The organism is Bacillus sp. G402, from assembly GCF_051172515.1.
GTDB classification, from domain to species: Bacteria; Bacillota; Bacilli; order Bacillales; family Bacillaceae; genus Bacillus; species Bacillus altitudinis.
On record NZ_JBPIZC010000001.1, the window covers coordinates 1107622 to 1128717 of the forward strand.

General features: G+C 40.3%; 25 protein-coding genes. 4 read left to right on the top strand and 21 right to left on the bottom strand.

All coding sequences use genetic code 11. The annotated features are described in order from the left end of the window. The first annotated feature begins 68 nt into the window (after positions 1-68). A complete protein-coding gene (locus ACSBQP_RS05795) occupies positions 69-344 on the top strand; it encodes a hypothetical protein (RefSeq protein WP_008345136.1) in 276 nt (91 codons plus the stop codon). 63 nt (positions 345-407) lie between these two features. On the opposite strand, the gene lepB is transcribed toward ACSBQP_RS05795, so the two are convergent. The 8 genes from lepB to ACSBQP_RS05835 form a co-directional block, all read right to left on the bottom strand. Next, complete coding sequence (gene lepB, locus ACSBQP_RS05800) at positions 408-980, bottom strand: signal peptidase I (RefSeq protein ID WP_035392647.1); 573 nt, start codon at positions 978-980, stop codon at positions 408-410. A 210-nt stretch (positions 981-1190) separates the two neighbouring features. Then, positions 1191-3083, bottom strand: coding sequence for a PTS fructose transporter subunit IIABC (locus tag ACSBQP_RS05805; protein ID WP_427214192.1), 1893 nt, complete (start codon positions 3081-3083; stop codon positions 1191-1193). 13 nt (positions 3084-3096) lie between these two features. Next, positions 3097-4008, bottom strand: coding sequence for a 1-phosphofructokinase (gene pfkB / locus ACSBQP_RS05810; protein WP_017359406.1), 912 nt, complete (start codon positions 4006-4008; stop codon positions 3097-3099). After that, the gene (locus ACSBQP_RS05815) at positions 4005-4760 is read right to left on the bottom strand and encodes a DeoR/GlpR family DNA-binding transcription regulator (protein ID WP_008345143.1); all 756 of its coding nucleotides are present in this window, start codon (positions 4758-4760) and stop codon (positions 4005-4007) included. The genes pfkB and ACSBQP_RS05815 overlap by 4 nt, the downstream gene beginning before the upstream one ends. 335 nt (positions 4761-5095) lie before the next feature. Then, a complete protein-coding gene (locus ACSBQP_RS05820; protein ID WP_435028254.1) occupies positions 5096-6289 on the bottom strand; it encodes an ABC transporter permease in 1194 nt (397 codons plus the stop codon). Further along, positions 6276-6977, bottom strand: coding sequence for an ABC transporter ATP-binding protein (locus tag ACSBQP_RS05825; protein WP_007498627.1), 702 nt, complete (start codon positions 6975-6977; stop codon positions 6276-6278). Before ACSBQP_RS05825 ends, ACSBQP_RS05820 begins: the two co-directional genes overlap by 14 nt. Beyond that, positions 6974-8080: an efflux RND transporter periplasmic adaptor subunit gene (locus ACSBQP_RS05830; RefSeq protein ID WP_435028255.1), complete on the bottom strand. Its 1107-nt coding sequence runs from the start codon at positions 8078-8080 to the stop codon at positions 6974-6976. Before ACSBQP_RS05830 ends, ACSBQP_RS05825 begins: the two co-directional genes overlap by 4 nt. 20 nt (positions 8081-8100) lie before the next feature. After that, positions 8101-8721 (bottom strand): YIP1 family protein, encoded by a 621-nt coding sequence (locus ACSBQP_RS05835; RefSeq protein WP_008345152.1) that lies wholly within the window; start codon positions 8719-8721, stop codon positions 8101-8103. A gap of 518 nt (positions 8722-9239) precedes the next feature. Between ACSBQP_RS05835 and ACSBQP_RS05840 the strand changes: the two genes are divergently transcribed. Next, positions 9240-9617 (top strand): Rok-like winged helix domain-containing protein, encoded by a 378-nt coding sequence (locus ACSBQP_RS05840; protein ID WP_017359410.1) that lies wholly within the window; start codon positions 9240-9242, stop codon positions 9615-9617. Positions 9618-9664: 47 nt separating this feature from the next. On the opposite strand, the gene moaD is transcribed toward ACSBQP_RS05840, so the two are convergent. From moaD to ACSBQP_RS05870, 6 genes are read right to left on the bottom strand one after another with little or no spacing between them, the layout of a single operon-like run. Continuing rightward, a complete protein-coding gene (moaD, locus tag ACSBQP_RS05845; RefSeq protein ID WP_008345159.1) occupies positions 9665-9898 on the bottom strand; it encodes a molybdopterin converting factor subunit 1 in 234 nt (77 codons plus the stop codon). Beyond that, the gene (locus ACSBQP_RS05850) at positions 9891-10382 is read right to left on the bottom strand and encodes a molybdenum cofactor biosynthesis protein MoaE (protein WP_008345161.1); all 492 of its coding nucleotides are present in this window, start codon (positions 10380-10382) and stop codon (positions 9891-9893) included. The genes moaD and ACSBQP_RS05850 overlap by 8 nt, the downstream gene beginning before the upstream one ends. Next, a complete protein-coding gene (locus ACSBQP_RS05855; RefSeq protein ID WP_375830525.1) occupies positions 10375-10902 on the bottom strand; it encodes a molybdopterin-guanine dinucleotide biosynthesis protein MobB in 528 nt (175 codons plus the stop codon). Before ACSBQP_RS05855 ends, ACSBQP_RS05850 begins: the two co-directional genes overlap by 8 nt. Beyond that, positions 10884-12158: a molybdopterin molybdotransferase MoeA gene (locus tag ACSBQP_RS05860; protein ID WP_029575455.1), complete on the bottom strand. Its 1275-nt coding sequence runs from the start codon at positions 12156-12158 to the stop codon at positions 10884-10886. The genes ACSBQP_RS05855 and ACSBQP_RS05860 overlap by 19 nt, the downstream gene beginning before the upstream one ends. A gap of 9 nt (positions 12159-12167) precedes the next feature. Continuing rightward, positions 12168-13184: a MoeB/ThiF family adenylyltransferase gene (locus tag ACSBQP_RS05865; RefSeq protein ID WP_039963321.1), complete on the bottom strand. Its 1017-nt coding sequence runs from the start codon at positions 13182-13184 to the stop codon at positions 12168-12170. 29 nt (positions 13185-13213) lie between these two features. Next, positions 13214-13795: a molybdenum cofactor guanylyltransferase gene (locus tag ACSBQP_RS05870; protein ID WP_019743805.1), complete on the bottom strand. Its 582-nt coding sequence runs from the start codon at positions 13793-13795 to the stop codon at positions 13214-13216. Positions 13796-13878: 83 nt separating this feature from the next. Here ACSBQP_RS05870 and ACSBQP_RS05875 point away from each other — a divergent pair, with 83 nt between their 5' ends. Then, a complete protein-coding gene (locus tag ACSBQP_RS05875) occupies positions 13879-14796 on the top strand; it encodes a hypothetical protein (RefSeq protein ID WP_008345172.1) in 918 nt (305 codons plus the stop codon). A 62-nt stretch (positions 14797-14858) separates the two neighbouring features. Here the strand turns inward: ACSBQP_RS05875 and ACSBQP_RS05880 are convergent, their stop codons facing one another. The 3 genes from ACSBQP_RS05880 to ahpA all read right to left on the bottom strand — a co-directional run bounded on the left by ACSBQP_RS05880 (position 14859) and on the right by ahpA (position 17199). Continuing rightward, on the bottom strand, positions 14859-15440 hold the full coding sequence (locus tag ACSBQP_RS05880) for a Rok-like winged helix domain-containing protein (RefSeq protein ID WP_007498648.1): 582 nt from the start codon (positions 15438-15440) through the stop codon (positions 14859-14861). A 481-nt stretch (positions 15441-15921) separates the two neighbouring features. After that, entirely contained in the window at positions 15922-16380 is a 459-nt protein-coding gene (locus ACSBQP_RS05885) for a TlpA disulfide reductase family protein (protein ID WP_008345174.1), read from the bottom strand. A gap of 276 nt (positions 16381-16656) precedes the next feature. Next, entirely contained in the window at positions 16657-17199 is a 543-nt protein-coding gene (gene ahpA, locus ACSBQP_RS05890) for a biofilm-specific peroxidase AhpA (RefSeq protein ID WP_007498654.1), read from the bottom strand. A gap of 271 nt (positions 17200-17470) precedes the next feature. On the opposite strand from ahpA, the gene ACSBQP_RS05895 reads away from it, so the two are divergent. After that, on the top strand, positions 17471-18280 hold the full coding sequence (locus ACSBQP_RS05895; RefSeq protein WP_008347975.1) for a mechanosensitive ion channel family protein: 810 nt from the start codon (positions 17471-17473) through the stop codon (positions 18278-18280). A gap of 27 nt (positions 18281-18307) precedes the next feature. Here the strand turns inward: ACSBQP_RS05895 and ACSBQP_RS05900 are convergent, their stop codons facing one another. From ACSBQP_RS05900 to ACSBQP_RS05915, 4 genes are all read right to left on the bottom strand, one after another. Further along, on the bottom strand, positions 18308-18547 hold the full coding sequence (locus ACSBQP_RS05900) for a YkuS family protein (protein ID WP_331832329.1): 240 nt from the start codon (positions 18545-18547) through the stop codon (positions 18308-18310). A 50-nt stretch (positions 18548-18597) separates the two neighbouring features. Next, complete coding sequence (locus ACSBQP_RS05905; RefSeq protein WP_046527697.1) at positions 18598-19776, bottom strand: N-acetyldiaminopimelate deacetylase; 1179 nt, start codon at positions 19774-19776, stop codon at positions 18598-18600. 34 nt (positions 19777-19810) lie between these two features. Continuing rightward, positions 19811-20521, bottom strand: coding sequence for a 2,3,4,5-tetrahydropyridine-2,6-dicarboxylate N-acetyltransferase (dapD, locus tag ACSBQP_RS05910; protein ID WP_008347987.1), 711 nt, complete (start codon positions 20519-20521; stop codon positions 19811-19813). Positions 20522-20630: 109 nt separating this feature from the next. Next, positions 20631-21089, bottom strand: a complete 459-nt coding sequence (locus ACSBQP_RS05915; RefSeq protein ID WP_008347989.1) for a flavodoxin — start codon at positions 21087-21089, stop codon at positions 20631-20633. Positions 21090-21096: the final 7 nt, after the last annotated feature.

Here is a 21096-nt window from a genome sequence, read left to right on the forward strand (position 1 = left end):
GAACAAAGGCTTTTTGTCCAATATGGTATAATAAGTGGGAATGTTTTTGTTGAAGGAGTTCGGGCGATTTGAGATTACTCACACTCATGGAATACTGTTTATTGATTTTCTTTATGGGCATTTATTTATCGGCGACAGGCTTTAATGCAAGAGACTTTGGCCTTTATATTGGGCTTGTCCTCATTTACACACTGGTCCACATCTTTTCAAAACGCTTTTTACAAAAGCGCGGAAAAGACAATGTGAAAATTGGATTATTCCGTTCTGTTTTGGCGATTACCGGGTCCGTTTTCGCTTCTGTTTTGGCCATTGTCATCATTGTCACGATGCTCACACCAAATTAAAAACGACCCTACATGAAGGGTCGTCCATTCAAGCACCTTTCTTACGCAATGAGAAAGGTGTATTTATTGTGTTTGTCGAATATCGCCAAATGGGAAGAAAACAAATTCTGATGTGCCGACAATCCGATCCTTTTCAATGAGTCCGAGTCCATTTCGACTGTCCATAGAATTCAGTCTGTTGTCACCCATAACAAAGTAATCGTTTTTCGGTACTTTCACTGGACCAAAATCTCCTGTTAAATGTACCTCATACTCTTTGGCATGTGCCTTGTTCTCTTTTAAATAAGGCTCATCTACTTTTTTACCATTAATGTAAAGCGTATCATCCTTCATTTCAATCGTGTCGCCTGGAAGGCCGATCAATCGTTTGACATAATGTATTTTCTGACCGTCTTTTCCATTAATAATCACGATGTCACCACGTTTGACTCCACCGAGATAGTTGATGGTTTTGTTGACAAACAGCTTTTCTCCATCATGAAGGGTTGGTTCCATTGACTCTCCTTCCACCACATACGGCTCAAAAATAAACGTACGGATGATGAGGACGAGGGCAAGTGCAATTAAAATAGCTTTGATCCATTCAAACAGAGAACTTTTCTTCTCTTTTTTGGCTTGTTTCTCATCAGATTGAATGTCATTTTCGTTTTGTTTGTTTTCTTCGTTCAAAATACTGCTTCCTCCTAAGACTTTCTGCTAAAAGACTTGAAACGCGAATTGAATAACTTTACTTTATCACATGTCATTTAAAAATTCACAAGACAACCATTCAATTAGATATTTTTTCCTAATTTGCTGATGATTAAACAAAAAGAAGCACCGCTCTTCACGATGCTTCTTTTCAAATTAAGCTTCTTGTCGGACTGGTTTTTTTAGAATTCCGAGAAGTAGCGCTGTAACAATGGCACCGATTAAGATGCTGATGATGTAAAGAACTGGATGGTTTGTTACCCAGAAAACGAATAGTCCGCCGTGCGGTGCAGGAAGCGTCACTCTAAAGAATTCTGTTAATCCACCTGCAACTGCTGCACCAATCACAGCCGAAGGAATGACGCGCAGAGGATCTGCCGCTGCAAACGGGATCGCCCCTTCCGTAATGAACGCAGCTCCCATGAAGTAACATGTAATACCTGCTTCACGGTCACGTTTAGAGAATTTGTTTCTAAAGATCGTTGTCGCTAGGGCAATTCCTAGCGGCGGCACCATTCCACCTGCCATAATCGCAGCATGCGGTGCATAGTTGCCAGCAGCAATCATCGCAAGACCAAATGTGTAGGCCGCTTTGTTAATCGGACCACCCATATCTATGGCCATCATACCAGCTAAAATAATCCCCATTAAAACAAGGTTTCCAGTACCAAGTGATTCAAGCCAGTGTGTTAATCCGTCCATCACCATTTTAACAGGCGTGTTGACGATGTAATGCATGATAATCCCTGTAAAGAAAATACCGAACAATGGATAGAGCAGAACTGGTTTAATACCATCGAGCGACTGTGGTACAAAGGTGAATACTTTTTTGAGCAGCACCACAATGTAACCAGCAAGGAAACCAGCAATCAATCCGCCTAAGAATCCAGCTCCTGCTGCTGAGGCCATGAATCCGCCAACCATACCTGGTGCGAAACCTGGACGGTCTGCAATACTCATTGCGATAAATCCAGCTAGTACAGCAACGATTAAAGCAAGAGCATTATCTCCGCCAATCCCTTTTAATACAGCTGCAAATGAATTGAAAGAAGGATCTTTAGGGTCAGCTGAGTTAATTCCCCAGAAGAATGAAATCGCAACGAGGATACCGCCCCCAACAACAAACGGAAGCATGTTGCTTACACCGCTCATTAAGTGCTTATAGAATCCACTTCTTCCCTTACCTGACGATTCATTTTCATCTTTTGAAGAACTGCCGCCTGAACCTTTATAAATCGGCGCATCTTGATTGATGGCTTTTTCGATCAATTCTTGCGGACGGCGAATTCCAGCTGTCACAGGTACTTCAATGACATGTTTGCCTTTAAAGCGTTCCATTTCAACTTGTTTATCAGCTGCCACAATAATAGCTGGCGCTTCTTCAATTTCTTTTGCTGTCAGGGCATGTTTAATTCCACTAGAGCCGTTTGTCTCAACTTTAATGTCAACGCCCATTTCTTTTGCTTTTTCTTTCAAAGCATCTGCGGCCATAAATGTATGCGCGATGCCTGTTGGACAAGCTGTCACCGCTAAAATTTTAGCAGGTTTTCCCGGTGCAGCCGGTTCCTCTTTGACTTCCTCTTCTTCTTCATCGTCTTTATCATGTGTATTGATAATTTCAATGATTTCATCTTCAGTAGCCGCTTCAAGAAGCTGCTTTCGGATCTCTTCACGCATGAGAAGTGTGGATAAACGAGAAAGTGCTTCTAAATGCGTGTTGTTTGCGCCTTCAGTTGCTGCAATCATAAAGACAAGATGACTTGGCTGTCCGTCTAATGATTCATAATCTACACCAGCTGTTGAACGACCAAATGCAATGGCAGGTTCTTTCACACTTGCTGTTTTCGCATGAGGAATCGCAATTCCTTCTCCGATTCCCGTAGAGCTTTGTTTTTCACGATTAACAACAGCTGCTTTGTAGCCTTCTTTATCATTTAATTTACCAGCTGTATCTAATACAGTGACCAGTTCTTCAATAACGGCTTCTTTTTGCTGGCTTTCTAATTGAAGCTTAATCGTATGTTTCGTGAGTAGTTCTGTAATTTTCATGATGACTCCTCCTTTAAATGCGTGTGACTTTTACTTGTGGCAATAATGTATCGACAAGCTCTTTTGTTCCAAGTTCCTCAGAAAATGCTGTAGCACTTCCTGATGTGACGCCAAGCTTAAATGATTCTTCTATGGAAAGGCCTTTAGAAACGCCAGCTAAGAATCCTGCAACGACTGAATCCCCTGCACCAACTGAGTTGATCAGCTTGCCTTTTGGAACATTAGATTGAAAGATCCCTTCCTTACTGAATAAGAGAGCCCCGTCTCCAGCCATAGATACAATGACATGTTCAGCACCTTGTTCCAACAGCTTTTTCCCATAAGGAATGGCTTCTTCTGCAGATGAAATACTGGTTTCAAACATTTCACCTAACTCATGATGGTTTGGTTTCATTAAGAATGGTTTCAGATCTGCTGCTTTTTTTAAGGCTTCTCCAGAAATATCAAGTACTACTCTTACCCCTTGCTTCGCACATACCTCAGCAATGCGCTCATATGTGTTATGAGGCAGTGAAGAAGGAATGCTACCTGCTAATACAACGACATCGCCTTCTGTTAATGAAGTGAATTGGGATAAAAACGAATCGAACTGCGCTTCAGTAATACTTGGACCGAGCCCGTTGATTTCTGTTTCTTCGCCTGTTTTTAGTTTCACATTGATACGTGTATCTTCTGACACCTCATGAAAGGCTGTTTGTAATTGTTCGTTTTGTAAAAAGTCTTGAATATATTTGCCTGTAAAACCGCCAATGAATCCAAGTGCTTTTGATTCAACACCGTGCCGTTTTAAAAGCCTTGAGACATTGATTCCTTTACCACCTGGATATTTTTTGTCATAGGTTGAACGATTTAAACCGCCGACCGCAAAATCCTCCACGTGTACGATGTAATCAACTGATGGGTTTAAAGTAACTGTATAAATCATGTTTTCACTACCTTTATAACCGTTTTTTCATGGTAATTATCGAATGAATCCTCTTTTGCGTCGTTTGTGATAATGGTCGCTTCCTGTAAACTAGCAAAGGTTGAAAACGATATTTCGCCAAACTTTGAGGCATCTGTTAAGATGTAGGTTTTTTTCGCCTGCTTCATGGCTCTTTTTTTAATGAGCGCTTCTTCTGGATCAGGTGTTGTAAATCCTGCCTCGGGATGAATGCCGTTCGTCCCAACAAAGCTTTTGTCAAAACGGTAATTTTCCATAGCTGTCAAAGCTGCGGCTCCCACCATGGCTCCTGTTCGATGTTTCACTGATCCGCCTATCAGGTAAAAAGAAATGCCTTTTCTCATGAGTGCTTCAATGTGCATGACACCATTTGTCACCACCACGATATCTTGATCTGGATCGATAAAGTCAATCATTTGCTGTGTTGTCGTACCAGCATCTAAGTAAATACAATCGCCTTGTTTTAAAAGTGACGCAGCTGCCTCTGCAATCAATGACTTTTCATGAAGGTTTTTGGCAGATTTCTCAAACACATCTGGTTCAAGACGAATACTAGATATTTTAGCTGCTCCTCCGTGAACTCTTTTAAGAAAGCCTTTTTCTTCGAGGGCTGACAAATCTCTTCTAATTGTAGATTCAGACGCATCCGTCATAATCGTTAAGTCCTGTATTTTGATGACATCGTTTTCTTCTAAATAGTCGATAATGAGTTGATGTCTTTCTGGTGTTAGCATTGAAAACACCCCCTTTTGAAAACGTATTCATTTTGCGCGCACCTTTATTGTAATCGCTTTTTTCAACATTATCAATACAAAACAATCAAATACATTCAATAACTATCAAAATCTTTCACAATGGTCATCTTACCTTTATATGTACCATTTGTAAACTGAAAAATATGTGACATTGAGAAGAAAGTCATGATATTAGCATTTCTATCATTTTTCATTTCATTCAATTGAACGAAAAAAAGCCTTTATGCGTTTTGCATAAAAGCTTCAGGTGCGGAGCAGCGGGCAATATATCTCGTTCTACCTTCTTGTCAGCACCTCGTACGTTAACTTTAGGATTATTCATATCTAAGTGATTCAATCGGATCGAGCCTCGCTGCTTTATTGGCAGGAATCAGTCCAAAAATAATACCAATGAGCATACTAAATAGGACGCCTCCACATACGATTTGCCACGATACAAGAGAAGGCCACCCTGCAAACAGTGACACAAGTGAAGCACCTCCTAAGCCAAGAGCGATTCCAAGTAACCCACCGATCAGTGTAAGGACGACAGACTCAATTAAAAACTGAACGAGTATTTGAGCCCTAGTTGCCCCAAGTGCCTTTCGAATTCCAATTTCTCTTGTTCTTTCTGTGACAGATACGAGCATAATATTCATGACACCAATGCCGCCGACAAGTAATGAGATACCAGCAATTGAGCCAATGATTGTTGTCATGACAGACGTAATCTGACCAATGCCTGCTGCAATCTCTTCCAGATTGATCATTTCGTAAGCATCTTCTGTATGGTGATTTTCATTTAAGCGTGCAGCCGCACTCTTTCCCACTTCTTTCATTTGATCAGCATGTGCAACTTGAATAGACAACTTATCATATTCTTTCACACCAAATGCAGTTGTCAGCATTGCAAAAGGGACATATATTTCATTCATATCAAATGAAAACAGACCTTCCTGTTTTGCTAAAACTCCGATCACCTCAACCGGCTGTCCATTCATCCAAATCAACTCGCCTACTGCCTTCTCTCCATTAAACAATTCTTTTTGTATCCCTTCTGAAATAACAGCTGCCCTTCTTCCGCTCCTAAAATCGATTTCATGTAAGTCCTGTCCTTCTGCTATATGTAATGAATGTACATTCGTGTACCCTTCATTAATCCCATTGACCGTTGCATCTATTGTTGTATCTTGGAATCTTAATTGCATGCCTTGTGCCGTGGAGGAGGCAACCTGTTTAACCCCATTCAATGCTTGAACACTTTGAATGTCTTCTTCTGTAAATGTGGCTTCAAATAACGCATTCGGATTCGCATTTAACTCCTCATCAGAGGGTGTATAGGTCATATCAATGGTATTGTTTGGTCCTGAAATTGATTCTTTCAGCATTTGCTCGCCGCCTTGACCGATGGCAACGACTGCAATCACCGATCCAACCCCAATAATAATGCCAAGCATCGTTAAAATAGACCGCAATTTATGAGCTAGGACAGAATTCAGCGCTATTTTGATATTTTCAAAGAGTTTCATTCATTGCGTCTCCTTGTATCAATCTATCTTGAACGAGGCGTCCATCTCTTACAACGACTATCCGGTTTGTATACGCAGCTATTTCTTCTTCATGAGTAACGAGCACAACCGTTGTTCCTTCCTCATTGAGCTTTGTAAACTGTTCCATAATCGAGCCGCTCGTTTTTGAATCAAGAGCGCCTGTTGGTTCATCTGCCAAGATGAGCTTCGGCTCATTGACAATCGCACGTGCGATGGCTACTCTTTGCTTTTGACCCCCTGACAACTCGTTTGGCATATGCTTCATTCGATCTGCCAAACCAACCTTTTCAAGTGCCATTTCCGCACGTTCTTTTCTTTCCTTTTGACTGATACCAGCGTAAATCATCGGAAGTTCAACATTTCGCCTCGCATTTAATCTAGGCAGTAAATAAAATTGTTGAAAAACAAAACCAATGGATCGATTTCGAATCACTGCGAGTTCTTGATCCTTTGCTGCCGACAGCTCCATACCTTGAAAATGGTACTGTCCGGAGGTCGGGTGGTCCAAACAGCCAATGATATTCATTAACGTTGATTTTCCAGAACCGGACGGGCCCATAATGGACATATACTCGCCTTTACCAATGACGAGGTTCACATCACTTAATACATCAAATGTCTCCTCAGCAACTTCGTAGCTTTTTGTCACGTTTGAAAGCTGAATCATTCAGCATTCACTTCCATTCCGTCATACATATCATCTGATGGCTCTGCAATGATTTGATCTTCTTTTGTTAAACCTTTCGTCACTTCAAGATCTTGACCTGACGTTTCACCTAATGTCACTTTTACTTTCTTCAGTGCATTCTTTTCAACAACATAAACGTATGAACCATCTTTCTCTTTTTTCACGGCTGTTTCAGGAATTGTGAGCACTTGACGCTTGTCCGTTTCAATTTCCATGATCATTTTAAAGCCTGGTTTTGCATCCGGCTTTTTCCCTTTCATTTCAATTTCGACTGGATATTGTACGGTTTGATCACTAGCAGCTGTTTCTGCTGTTGACTGGGCAGGCACAGCGCCCACTTTTTTCACCACTCCTTGCCAGCTCTTTCCGCGAATGACATCAGACGTTACCTTTACTTTTTGTTTCTTTTTGACTTTCATAGCATCATACTCAGTGATTAAGCCTCGTACGATCATTTTTTTCTCATTGCCAATATGGATCACCGGCTGCCTCTCTTCTAGCTTCCCTGCGCCAGCATCTTGCTCGATGGAGATGACTGTTCCTTCAATTTTGCTATGTATCGTTAAATCTTCTATTTGTGCCTTTACTTTTTCTTGGTTAAGCTCCGCTTGTTTTTGCTCTAATTCAGCGGCTTTGAGTTCGAGTTCAAGCTGATCTCGCTCGTTTTTCGAATCAGAGCCCGCCTTTTTCCCCTGATTTTCATCTAATGTATTGAGTCTATTTTGTAATTGTTCAAGCTTTAGTTTACTTGATTCAGCCGCAAGTGCTTGCTGCTGTTCTTCAAGCTCCAGTTCCTTATTTTCATATGTAAGGAGCGGTGTTCCAACTTTCACCTTTTCTCCTTCTTTCACAGCGATATGATTCAGGCTTCCCTTCTCTTCTTCTGTATAAATGAATTGCTCCTCCGAGAATGAAAGTGTTCCAGGCGTCATCACCGTAGAAGTTATTTCTTTTGATGCAAGTTGGACTGTTTTAAATGATGCCGTAGAGGCAGGCTTTGATTGGTTTTTTGCAATATTAAATCCAATGAATAGACCAATCACAATAATGATAATGGATCCGATAATGATTTTCTTTCTCATAAAAACATTCTACCCCCAGCTTACTGCATGTTGATGGTGATTGTGGTTCCTACATATTGAAAAATTAAAGATAATACATAAAAGACACTCACAATAATCCAAGATATTCTTGGCGAAATGCGGCCGACTTTGATCAATAAAAAGCCTGTTAAAACAAGATTCCAGATCACAAAAAGATCGATATTGGCTAACACGGCATGCCATGGACCAGACATTCGAATGAATGCGTTTAATGAGGTAACCGTGATATCTTTTGGCACATGAAAAAAAATGATCGCCAAATGAGAAATAATCGTACCAATGATCGTAATAGGTGTGATATACAGTACACCTGAAAACAGCTGATGAAATGTTGCATCACCTTTTGCTAAAAAGACGATGAACTTGTATACGGCAGTATTAATGACAATCCCAATGACCAGACCAATAAGCGTGATCACATAAACGAAAGGGATTGGTAAAATTAAATCTGCCCACAATCCTTCATTCACTAGCTGAGACAAATAAGTGACAACAACTGTTAATACAAGCACACATGATAAAGGCCACCAAACGAATGGCTGCTCCCACACTCTTTTTAAATGCTCTGATGGTCTTGTGCTTACTCCAATCATTGTGGGTTTTGGCGTTGTTTCTTTCATCAAATGTCATCCTCTCCATGTGCTGTAAGTATCGAAACGTTTTTTCATACTCTTGTTGTTTCTATTTTATCAAAAGATTGCCAATAAGTGATAGATCATTTGATTTTCTTATTTTCATAGTGATAGGATTGAATCTATTATTCTATTTTCATGAACGACATCCTTCAAATGATACCTTGATCCGACCATATTCATATGAAAAAATCACGATTTTACTGACTGAAAAACAGTTTATGAAGTAAACAACATGTCTTTCGGAATAAATATCCTTTTCCTTTGGATTCAGATGGTCTCAGTTAGACACAACAATTTTTTGTTAAAATATTCCTAGTAATTTCAATGAATCCCGGCTTTATAGGACTATGTTTAGCGCCTTTTATAGAACAGATGAGCCTTTAGTATCAATACTTTCATATTAAAAAAATAAAAATAAAAGGATTTTACTTGATCAAATGTTATTTTTTCATATAATGTAAAATAGAGGTAGGTTAAATGATAGTGGAAATGGAGTCAAGTGAATGTTAAGAGAAAAATTGAAAATGCAATTGATTTTACTTTATGAAAAGGAACAAGAAGCATGGCAATACTTTAGAAAGGAAAGAGAACTGATTTATCATGAGCTCAAATTACTTGATATGAAAGAGAGCAGACCTTCTAATGACAAAATATACTACGCAGCAAGGTGTGTAGATATTATTAAAGAAAAAAAGGGAAGCATCGTGAGCACAAAAGAACTAAAAGAACAGCTTCAAGCTCAAACAGATTTCAATGTGAGACGAATCAGCGAATTGTATGATCTCATTCAACAGCTCGATCCTCACATTTCTAAAGCACGTCGGGGATGTTTTATTTACGAAGATCATACCCAAGTACCTCTCCAAACTTTTCACACATAAAAAAATTGGTTACAGCCGCTGGCCATAACCAAATCCTCTAATATCTATTATCCACCACTTACAGGAGGAATGAGTGCAACAGTGTCCCCGCTACGCACTTCAGCATTTCCCCTCGTATATATTTCGTTGACTGCAACCATCACGTTTTGTGCAGTATCAACACCATATACCTCCTGTAATTCTATTTTAATCTCATCAACCGTTGTTTGATCTTTTTGAATGATGATTTGTTGTTTACCGGCCTTCTCAGCAAGGCCGGCGAACAATAATACGCTAATCATGCCGCTTCCCTTCTTTCTCGTTAAGTTGGAGAGTACTAGGTTTTCCTTCCGGGTATGAAACGGTTTCAAGCTGATCACCTATCCAAGCCTCTCCATCTTCCCAGTATTCCTTTTTCCATATAGGAACTATTTCCTTTATTCGTTCAATCGCATATTCATTGGCTTCGTATGCAGCTTTCCGATGAGGTGATGAAACAGCTATTGCCACTGCAATGTCACATATCTCAAGAGTGCCAATACGATGCACAATGGCAGCTTCTGTATCAGGCCAGCGTTTTTTAATTTCTTGTCCAATTTGACTCAACATATTTTCCGCCATTGGTATGTATGCTTCATATGTTAAACGCAACGTTTTTTTGCCATTTGTCCATTCTCTTACCGTGCCTATGAATGTCGTAATGGCTCCCGCTTTGCGTCTTGTGACATGCTGAATCAATTCATTCACATCAATCGGCTCTTTTGTGATCTTAAAAAGTTCATTCATACGAGGCTTCCCCCTTCAATAAATTAAAAGCAAATGTGATCCCGCGCTTGTCAAATGCTGAAAACACAGGAAACGGGTATTTCTCAGTGAATTGTATTTCTTTATTGAAATAAATGGCTGCTTGTATATGAGAAAGTGTTGAAAGATCAATGAGTTCCTGTTCGTCTTTGACACACAGGATTTTGCGATAAGGCGCCTGTTTGTATCCTTCGATCAAGACGGCATCTAAAGGAAGATGCTGACACATGTTGATTAGTTGTGTGAATGTCATGTGCCGTATGAAAAAGTGACATTCACCTTCTCCCTCCACACCTGCGGCAAATGCACCCACTTGAACATATCGATCCGTATCTTTTTGTTTGAACAGACGGTCTGGCTTTCCGCCATGTCCGTGATGTTTGAAGCAGCCTAGCTGCATTTCTTCTTCATCCGCCAGCTGACATAATTTTTCGATCAGCGTCGTTTTACCACTATTTTGATAGCCCACGACTTGTAGAATGTTTAATTTGTCATCCAACATGGAGCACCGCCTTCGTGGTGAAATAGCAGAACGCTGACCTGGTCACCTGCACTAAACCCTCTTGTTCCTCCAGGCAAAACAATGAAACAATCAGCATGAGCAATAGATGTCACCGCACTAGATTTATCAAGACCGGTTGGCGTCACACTCAGCTGGCTGCCAGCGAAATCAAGTGATGCTCTAACAAATCGTGTGAATGGATTGGCTTTTGGAAAATCATGTGTCAGCTTCGCCTCAGCAAAAACGGGAAATGGATTTTCTTTCAAACACCATTTATAAATGATCGGTTTGACAAATAGTTCAAAGCCAACAAAACAGGCAGCCGGATTTCCTGACAGCCCATAAAGCAATTGACCATTTGACAACGCAGCAACGGTCGTCACACTTCCAGGTCTCATGGCGACTTTATTAAACAACACCTCTGCACCTAGTTTTTCATAAATAGCAGGTAAAAAGTCAAAATCACCTACCGATACACCACCTGTTGTGATGAGCATATCAACTTTGCTTAAGGCTGATTTTACGGCTTCATAGCTTTGATCAAAATCATCGGATACACCGCCTAAATCAAGCGGTTCTCCTCCAGCTTCAAGAACCTGAGCGTATACCATGCTTAGGTTACTATTTCTAATTTTACCGTCCACCATGGCATCACTTACTTGTAGGAGCTCGGTACCTGTTGAGATGATACCGATCACCGGTTTTTTGACGACTGGCACAACCGCATACCCGAACGTTGCCAATATCGCCGTCACGCCTGGGGTAACTTTTGAGCCTTTTTTGATCATGACGTTCCCTTTGAGGGTCTCTTCTCCTTGCCGAGAAATATTGTCCCCCTTTTTCAGCGGTCTTTTAAGTGACATCATTGATTTACCGTCTTTTTCAAACGTTTTCGTCAATTCGAGCATGATCACAACATTTGCTCCTTTTGGAATCTTCGCTCCTGTCATGATGCGAATCGCTTGAAAAGGACCGATCGTTTTTGCAGAAACAATACCTGCCCCTATATGATCAATGACCTCAAATTCAATCGGATGCTCGCTCGATGCTTCCTTTGTATCTTCTGCTCGAAGTGCAAAACCATCATACGGAGAACGATCAAAGGCAGGAACATCATGGTCTGCTAAAATATCCTCTGCAATCCATCTTCCAAGGCTGTTCTTTAAAGGAACCCATTCGACTTGTCCATGTTTTTGAAATTGGTGGACTTTCTTTACTGCCTCTTCTACTGGAATTGGCTGTCGTCTTTCCATCACTTCTCACTCCTATATGCCTAGCAGTCTTGCTAGTAATGAATTGGCTACTCTTTCATCATTTGTCCCATGGATTAATACACGTCCTCCTTTAAAACAAACGATACGGTGTCTTTCATAGCGTATATGAATTAAAAAATCGTTCACTTCCACCTCACAAATAGAGGACAGACGCTCTTTTACATGCTGAAATGAAAGGTTTTCTAAATCCTTCGATATGATCTGAATGGTGTCACGCCCGCAAAGAATCGCTGTTTTTTTTCGCTGTTCATCTAAATATGGATACGTTCTATTTATGCCGCAAGATGGACAGCTCTCCTGCTTCGTACGAGACACATCCATTTTAAACGAAGACGACTGCCACAAATCAAACGTGACAAACTTTCGCTCCATTTGCTCTTCATGCCCTGTTAAATATTTTAATGCCTCTGTTTGCTGATAAGCCGACACCATTTGGACAGCAGGAGAAATAATACCAGCTGTATCACATGTCAAACCCCCAACAGGCACTGAGGTAAATACACATGATAAGCAAGGTGTTTTGCCCGGCAAAATGGTCATATACATTCCCTGACTGCTCACACAGGCACCGTAAATCCAAGGCGTATTTGTTTCTAAGGATAAGTCATTCATCACCATTCTTGTCTCAAAATTATCAGTCGCATCAATGACGATATTTGCTTTTCGGAATAAAGGTCTTAACAGCTCTACTCCTGCATCTTCAATAATGGCGTGTATGGTCACTTCATGGTTGATCTCTTGGAGACGTTTTTTCGCCGCTGCCGCTTTTGGCACATGCATCTTTGCATCGTGTTCAGTGTACAGCTGCTGCCGCTGTAAATTTGAGAATTCGACATAATCACGATCTACAATCGTCAAAGTACCAATTCCAGATCGGACAAGCCCTTCAGCAGATGCTGTTCCAAGTGCACCAGCTCCAACAATAAGGACATGACTTTCGGCAAGCGCAGACTGCCCTTTTTCGCCTACCGGAGGGAACAAGATTTGCCTTGAATATCGCTCGTTCAATATTGTTCTCTCCTCCTCGTTTTTATGTATCATATCATACCGTTTTCAGGTAAATCGCTTCTTTTATTGATATTGTGAAATTCATTTGGTGCCACGTTCAGTTCGTCGGCTGGAACAACCTGGACGTGAAGTTTTTGTAATAAATCTTTGATAGCTAATTGATTCTCTTTTAAGCACGCAGAAATAAACGGAAGACTGCGGCGGTGATAAAGCGCAAATAACGGCTGTAATCTTTCCTGCACCATCGGGACCACAGCATCTACATGCTCATGGCAATAAGAAGATAAAGCGACGGCTGTCTCTTTTCGTATGAATGGCATATCACATGCCGTCACTAAATACCACTCTGCTTCTTGCTTTTGCATAGCGGTATATATGCCTGCAAGCGGGCCATACCCACGCACCTGTTCATCATCTAACCAAACAGCTTGTTCCCCTCTTGCTTTGAAAAAAGGCAGAAGCTTCGGGTGACTGATGATGATGGTTTCCCCTTTCAAAAGTTGCTCTTTCACATGTTCATATAGTGGTTTCCCCTGATAGACATGACTTGCCTTTGGCTCTCCAAAACGCCTAGAAGCACCTCCAGCTAGTATCACATTCACTATTCTCATCATCTCATCCCCTTTGATATGGTTGTTCTAATCGCACTCATTTCGCATACTTTATTGATAACATGAATAAGGAGGGTCTACCTATGAACCGGCGCCATGCTTCTCCCCTATTCCATGATCTGTCTCAAGAAAACCTATTTTTAAAAGCTGAAACGGCCAAGTATCAACAGATGATTTCAGATTTACAGTCCACGTATACCTATGCTAAAAACAAGAAGCTATCTCAAGAATATCATGAGATGAAAAAGGATTTCACTCAATTAAAACAACAATTGGATGAAATGACCATTGACCAAGACGAAGCATCATCTAAAATACAGGATCTCTCTTATAGCAAATCGGAATTATTACATAAAATCGTCCTTCTTCATGAAATGCTGCAAAAGGAAACCTATCATAGACGAAAAGAAACAGAGGAAAAGCACCGATTGCATTTGAAGGTTGTAAAATATAAGGAAATGTCTCAGCAACTACAGGAGCGATTACTAGACCAAGATAAACAGCTTGCAAAAGAGGAGAAAAAAGGAAATACTTTATCCGCTGTGATTGAAAAACTGCAGCAAACTCTAGGCGATAAAAACGCAGAGCTTCATTTATTACAAGAAGGCGTCCGGCATCTACAGGAGCGTTTTTATGAAACACAAGAAAAATTACTGCAAATCGAAAAAGCAAAAGAAGCCATTTTTTATGAAACGCTCACGAGCTACCAAAAACAGTTGGCCGAAAGCGAGGAATGGATCGCTTCTCATTTTGCTGATATCGACCAGTCAGCCCAAACAAATGCCGAGCCGTTCTCACAAGACCCTATTTTGCAAACAACCGAAGAAATAGGACCGATTTTGAAGAAACTAAACGAACAAGTAGAAACGCTCCAGGCAAAAGTTGATGCGGTGCAGCGGAGTGGAGAGGTTATGACAGTGAAGATCGATGGATTTAAAAAACAGCGCGACAACATGCCCAAAGAACGAAAGATTGTCTATACAGTTGATCAAAAAAAGTAATCCATTCATCACGTACGCAAGAAAAAACTGCTGGCATTTACGCCCAGCAGTTTCTTTTTTATTTATTCGTCTTCTGTTTGAATGTCGCCTTCTAAAATATACTGTCCGCGATAAGGTTTCTTCACTTCTGGGTACATTTTAATTAAGCTTTGCATAAACGTTGTCATATTTGGAATTTCAAGACCGCTCTCTTTTTCAATCTCTTTTTGAAGTTCAGAGCTTTTAATCGCCGCATTATGACGCTTTAATGTTTTGATTGCAGCTTCACGAAGCTTAGCTGCCTTTGATCCAGGTCTAGCTGTGCCTCTTCTGCGTCTTGTAGATCCTTCAGGAATACCTACAGGTGCACCATTTAGCTGACCTGTTCCTAAAGATGATGTAACGTTTGACTGCGTTTGCGCAGGCTGATTGTAGCTTCTCATTTCTTGTGCAGCCAGCTCAGCTAATACAGGCAGTGAATCTGTTTTTCTCTCTGTACGTACTTCTTTTTTTGTATCTGTGACGAGACCTGTACCTTGACGGTCTAATTCTCTTAGTTTTGCGTAAATCGCATCTCGTTCAATTTGATATTCACGGATGACCTTTACTTCTGCTTCATTTAATTGTTCCAATCGTAAACGTAACGCTTCCCTCTCATTAAACAATGGATTTCCCCCTCATCATATAAAAAATATTCTATAGTAAATATTAGATTAGAAAACTAATTTTATCAACTATTTTTTTATCATTTTACAGTTTGCTATCAGATAGGTATTTCCAACTAAAATTTTGCCAAAGAAGAAAAATCGGCACCCATTTCATTGCCACTATAGGCTTTTGACCACCTTTAAAATATTGTAAAAATTTTGAATAAATGCTTATACTACTTGATTTATATAGTTATTTACCAAACTGAAATTTCTTTTGTGCAAAAACGTTCTGAATAGTAAAAAGTTAAAATCTTTACATTTTCATTTCAAAATAAAAATGTAAATAGGTCATAATACCTTTTTATTTTAGGAAATTTTTTTAATGAAATCCCTCATTTTCTCTTTTCTTAGGCATTCCACCTACAATCATATTCATCCAGTGCAATATGTCTCCTATTTTTCCCCATGAAAAAACCCCCATTCATGGGGGGAAAGCCTATTCTGCAGCCTTTTCAGACTCAGAAAGAACTCGATTGACACGTTTTTCAAGCATTTTCATACCGCTTCCGCCAGCTTGGAAGTGGCGTAAAGCACCTGTTTTATCGAATACATAGTAAGCTGGTACATATTCGTTCTCAAATGCTTCTGTTAATTTATGGTCGCTGTCTACAAAGATTGGCTGAGTGATTTCATGCTCATTTGCAACCTCTTTGATTTTTTCTAGATCAAGGTCATCCTCTGAACGTGGCATGTGAACTGCGATCACGTTTAGTTGATCTTTGTATTCATCACGGAATTGGTTCACTTGCGGCATCGCCTCTTTACAAAGGTGACAGCTAACTGACCAGAAGTGGATCAATGTTGGCTTATCACCAATTAATTCTTCTCTTGTTACTTCTCCATTTAACCATTCTTTTGCACCAGTTAGTTCTGGCATTGGTTGACGTAATTTCATTTTGAAGCGCCTCCATCCATTGTATGTCTCGAAACAAAAAAGTCTAACATCAGTTAGACACCAGCGTGTAGACAAACCCTCGCATTCTTTTTCGGTCCTGCGTGCTGGTGCTCACGGAATGTCACATTCGCTTCGCGCCAGTACTCGTTCTTCCTAGACTTCAAAGGTTTTTTATCACGCTGAAAAGAAGACAAAGGGCTAAAATCAAGTTCATTTTAGCCCTTTGTCAACAATCTGAAGGTCTAACACCCGTTAGACTGTTTCTTCAACTATCAATTAAAGTGTTTTTTGACCAGGTTTCCAGTTCGCTGGGCAAAGTCCACCAGTTTGTAATGCTTGAAGAACACGTAGTGTCTCATCTACATCACGACCGATATTGTTGTGGAATACTGTTTGATATTGAAGTTCGCCTTCTGGATTAATGATGAATAGACCACGAAGTGCAATTCCTTCTTCTTCAATTAAAACACCGTATTCTCTAGATACTGTGTGGTTTGTGTCAGCAGCTAGTGGATATTTTAATTCACCAAGACCATTGTCTTTACGATCTGTGTTGATCCAAGCAAGATGCGTATGGATTGTATCAGTAGATACACCAATGATTTCTGCATCTAAATCTTCAAACTCATCATAACGATCGCTCATTGCTGTAATTTCAGTTGGACAAACAAAAGTGAAATCCATTGGATAGAAGAAAAGAACTGTCCATTTGTCATTCTTGATGTTTTCCTCTAAACTCACTTTACCAAATTCCTTATTAGCAAGTACTGCTTCCATTTCAAAACGTGGAGCTTGTTTTCCTACAAAACGCTCTGCCATATGTAAATCCCTCCAAAAATAATATCTTTATACAGACTTCTTAGCTGTATATAAAATGAGAATCAACAGGTTGAATTCTCATTTAGTTAATAACTTCACAAATATAATTATAATACTTAAGCGATTTTTAGTCAATATTAATTAATAATAAATTTAATTAACGATTTGTCACAATCTCTCGCTCCAACTATTAAAAGTTTAACATGACTTGCTTAAGGGAACAAATGATTAGCTTCTCATTTCGCACATACATAGAAAGGTTTTGAAGATCATGAAAGCACTTGAACAAGTAGATTGGGTTTCCATCATCATGAATATCAGTATGATTTTGCTAAAACTCATTGCTATTTTTGTGATTTATTTTATCATCAGAGCGATTGGAAATAAGATGATTAAGCGTGCCTATTCAGCATTCTCTGAGAAGCACGATGTCTCTTTATCACGAGCTCAAACGCTGCAAAGTCTTACCTTAAATATTTTCGCCTACTTACTGATTTTTATTCTAGTTGTGATGATCCTCGACTTATTTCATTATAACCCAACCGCCTTGCTGGCTGGCGCAGGTGTTGTAGGACTTGCCATTGGATTTGGCGCTCAGGGATTGGTGAGTGATATTGTGACAGGCTTCTTCATACTGCTGGAAAAACAATTTGATGTCGGCGAGTATATAACGGTTGCTGGTTTCGATGGGATCGTTGAACAAATTGGACTGAGAACAACACAGCTTCGAAGCTTTGATGGCACTCTTCATTTCATTCCGAACCGAAGTATACTGAATGTAAGCAATCATTCACGAGGGACGATGCAGGCACTCGTTGATATCGAATTATCCCCAGATGAAAATGTGGATCAGATGATCACCACTTTGCAAGCAGCCTGTGATGAAGTTCGTGAGAGCATGCCGCAAATCATTGAAGGTCCTCAAGTCGTTGGAGTGGAATCATTTGGCTCTTCATCCCTCGTCCTTCGTATCATTGCAAAAACTGAAACGATGGAGCAGTGGCGTGTAGAACGAATTCTACGCAAAAAAATGAAAGAAGCACTCGATCTAGCCAAAGAGCAAAAAGAACCAGGATCATAATATCCTGGTTCTTTTTTGTTAGTTTTATTAAACACGCTGTTCTACTTCTTGACAAATTTCATCAGCCGTCATACCTGACGCTGTAATGACAGATGCCTTTGTCGTTGTGTCTGAAATGCCAAGAACATTTGAATCTAGTCCTGTGACCACATAGCAGTCACACTGATCCATTTGCTGTTCATTTTGAATACGTACGACATCATACCCTTTTTGCTTCAAAAGCTCTTCTACATCGGATAAAGATGGTTCTACACCAATTCTTGTCATAATCAAGAACACCTCCTGTTCATAAGGTGTACAGGAGACCATTTGATTATTCATTCACCTGCTTGCTTTTTAAAATAAGCTGTCATGACGTTTACAGCTGTTTCAATCGCATTTTCGTCAGGCGTGAGTTTTGCATGGTGCAGACCATATTCTGAATCTACCCCTAGCCAAAACATGAACCCAGGATATTTTTTCAGCATGTAGCCGAAATCTTCTCCTGTCATCGCTTCTCTGCATTCAATGACGTTCGCAAGACCTTCTTCGGCTACATATGACATAAATTCCTCTGTCAAATCCTTTGAATTGTCCACTTCGTAATAAGATGAAGGGTATCGAACTGTCGCCTTGCATTCATAGCCAATTTCAATTCCCTTTGCAAGTGCTTCAATTCGTTTTCTCACCTTTTCCATAGACTCTGGCGAGAGCGTGCGAATGGTTCCATCAAGCTTTGCATGCTGCGCAATGATATTTTGAGCAGTGCCACCTGTAATCGTGCCAACTGTAATGACGGCACTATCAAGAGGGTCCACATTTCGTGAAATCACCGATTGCAGCTGCCCTACTAGTGCACTTGCAGCCACCACCATATCATTTGCTAAATGAGGGTATGCGGCATGCCCGCCTTTTCCTTCAAGATCGATCACAAGCTCACTCGTATTAGCAAATAATAGGCCCGGCTTTGTTGCAATCGTGCCGACTGGATATTCAGGTGCAATATGTAGCGCTGTAATAAAGTCTGGCGTCCACTTTTTTAGAACATCACTTGTAAGCATTGGTTCAGCTCCGCCTGGCCCTTCTTCTGCCGGTTGGAAAATAAATAGCAGATCTTCTTTGATTGGCTGATGCACGAAATGATCAATGATACCAAGAGCAATGGTCATATGAAGATCATGTCCACATGCATGCATGTGGCCCTCATGTACCGATTGAAATGGGTAGCCCGTTTCTTCAGGGATAGATAAGCCGTCCATATCTGCACGATACGCAAAGACGCGCGTAGGATTTGTCCCTTTTACTTTCACAAAAAGTCCAGTCCGCCATGTTTCCATCTCGATTCGATCTGTTGGGTACGATTCGAGATGCTTGATGAGGTAAGCTTGTGTTTTAAATTCCTTAAAACCAAGCTCAGGAATTTGGTGCAAATCTCTTCGAATGGATATTAATTGCTCACGATTTAACAAGTGAACTCGCTTCCTTTCCTCTATACGAATAAGACGTGGATATATCATCCACGTCTATGTCTTCAGCTGCGAATTGTGTCAATTAAAGCTGACGCAGTTCTTGTTTAATTTCAGTTTTACCTTTTGTTTTTTCATCAATGTCTTTGATTTTCTTTGCAGGTGTACCTGCTACAACCGTGTAAGGCTCAACATCGTTCACAACGATCGCTCCAGCTGCTACAACTGCACCTTTCCCAATTGTCACACCTTCTAAAACAACAGCGTTTGCACCGATGACAACATCATCTTCTACTACAACTGGCTTAGCAGAAGGCGGCTCAATAACACCTGCAAGAACAGATCCCGCACCGATATGACAGTTCTTACCTACTGTCGCACGGCCGCCAAGAACAACGTTCATATCAATCATCGTACCTTCACCGATGACTGAACCGATATTAATAGAAGCACCCATCATGATGACTGCATTATCGCCAATTTCCACTTGATCACGAATGATTGCACCTGGCTCAATACGTGCTTTGATGTTTTTCAAATCCAACATAGGAATCGCAGAGTTACGACGGTCATTTTCCACGACAACATCTTCAATTTTGTCTTTGTTTGATGCTAGAGCTTCTTGAATTTCGCTCCACTCACCGAAGACAACACCAGTGTTACCTGTGATAAATGTTTTTGCATGTTCACCAAATTCAATACCTTCTAAGTCCCCTTTAATATAGACTTTCACAGGTGTTGATTTTGTACTATTTTGAATAAATGAAATAATTTCATTAGCGTCCATTTGTTTCATGTATGTATGTCCTCCTCTTAATTTATACTTCATTACTGTACCAAAGGAGAGTTTTAATGACAAGTGAAAGAATCGTCTGCGCCTTGGCAAATAAAACAAGCGGGCCTCTTTATCCCGCTTCTTGCTGGTGAAGATGAACAAATTGTCTACCAAAAGAAATCAATTCCTCTTCCTCGTTTCCTTCTGGATTCAGCTCAATTTTGATGGATGGCAGGACGATATCACCGCCCAGCTCCTTCACTTTTTCTTCAATTAAATCCACAGCTCCACAAAAATGTTCATAAGATGTATCTCCAGAACCGAATACAGCAAATGCTTTACCCGTCAAATCAAGCTCTTCCATTTCCTCATATAGATCAATAAAATCATCTGGAAGATCACCATCTCCCCAAGTATATGCACCTAACAGAATGTGCGAGTAATCATGAAGAAGTTCAGCATCAATATCCATCGCTTCATGCCGGTCCACGCTAGCCCCAGCTTCCTTTAACCCTTTTTCGATTAAATCAGCCATTGCTTCTGTATTTCCTGACATTGTGGCATACACCAATAAAACTTTTTTCGTCACTTTTTCT

Bases quoted from the DNA above. Each gene is read 5' to 3' on its own strand.
- ACSBQP_RS05805 (WP_427214192.1), bottom strand. From the start codon at position 3,083: ATGAAAATTACAGAACTACTCACGAAACATACGATTAAGCTTCAATTA.
- pfkB (WP_017359406.1), bottom strand. From the start codon at position 4,008: ATGATTTATACAGTTACTTTAAACCCATCAGTTGATTACATCGTACAC.
- ACSBQP_RS05815 (WP_008345143.1), bottom strand. From the start codon at position 4,760: ATGCTAACACCAGAAAGACATCAACTCATTATCGACTATTTAGAAGAA.
- ACSBQP_RS05820 (WP_435028254.1), bottom strand. From the start codon at position 6,289: ATGAAACTCTTTGAAAATATCAAAATAGCGCTGAATTCTGTCCTAGCT.
- ACSBQP_RS05825 (WP_007498627.1), bottom strand. From the start codon at position 6,977: ATGATTCAGCTTTCAAACGTGACAAAAAGCTACGAAGTTGCTGAGGAG.
- ACSBQP_RS05830 (WP_435028255.1), bottom strand. From the start codon at position 8,080: ATGAGAAAGAAAATCATTATCGGATCCATTATCATTATTGTGATTGGT.
- ACSBQP_RS05835 (WP_008345152.1), bottom strand. From the start codon at position 8,721: ATGAAAGAAACAACGCCAAAACCCACAATGATTGGAGTAAGCACAAGA.
- ACSBQP_RS05840 (WP_017359410.1), top strand. From the start codon at position 9,240: ATGTTAAGAGAAAAATTGAAAATGCAATTGATTTTACTTTATGAAAAG.
- moaD (WP_008345159.1), bottom strand. From the start codon at position 9,898: ATGATTAGCGTATTATTGTTCGCCGGCCTTGCTGAGAAGGCCGGTAAA.
- ACSBQP_RS05850 (WP_008345161.1), bottom strand. From the start codon at position 10,382: ATGAATGAACTTTTTAAGATCACAAAAGAGCCGATTGATGTGAATGAA.
- ACSBQP_RS05855 (WP_375830525.1), bottom strand. From the start codon at position 10,902: ATGTTGGATGACAAATTAAACATTCTACAAGTCGTGGGCTATCAAAAT.
- ACSBQP_RS05870 (WP_019743805.1), bottom strand. From the start codon at position 13,795: ATGAGAATAGTGAATGTGATACTAGCTGGAGGTGCTTCTAGGCGTTTT.
- ACSBQP_RS05875 (WP_008345172.1), top strand. From the start codon at position 13,879: ATGAACCGGCGCCATGCTTCTCCCCTATTCCATGATCTGTCTCAAGAA.
- ACSBQP_RS05885 (WP_008345174.1), bottom strand. From the start codon at position 16,380: ATGAAATTACGTCAACCAATGCCAGAACTAACTGGTGCAAAAGAATGG.
- ahpA (WP_007498654.1), bottom strand. From the start codon at position 17,199: ATGGCAGAGCGTTTTGTAGGAAAACAAGCTCCACGTTTTGAAATGGAA.
- ACSBQP_RS05895 (WP_008347975.1), top strand. From the start codon at position 17,471: ATGAAAGCACTTGAACAAGTAGATTGGGTTTCCATCATCATGAATATC.
- ACSBQP_RS05900 (WP_331832329.1), bottom strand. From the start codon at position 18,547: ATGACAAGAATTGGTGTAGAACCATCTTTATCCGATGTAGAAGAGCTT.
- ACSBQP_RS05905 (WP_046527697.1), bottom strand. From the start codon at position 19,776: ATGATATATCCACGTCTTATTCGTATAGAGGAAAGGAAGCGAGTTCAC.
- dapD (WP_008347987.1), bottom strand. From the start codon at position 20,521: ATGAAACAAATGGACGCTAATGAAATTATTTCATTTATTCAAAATAGT.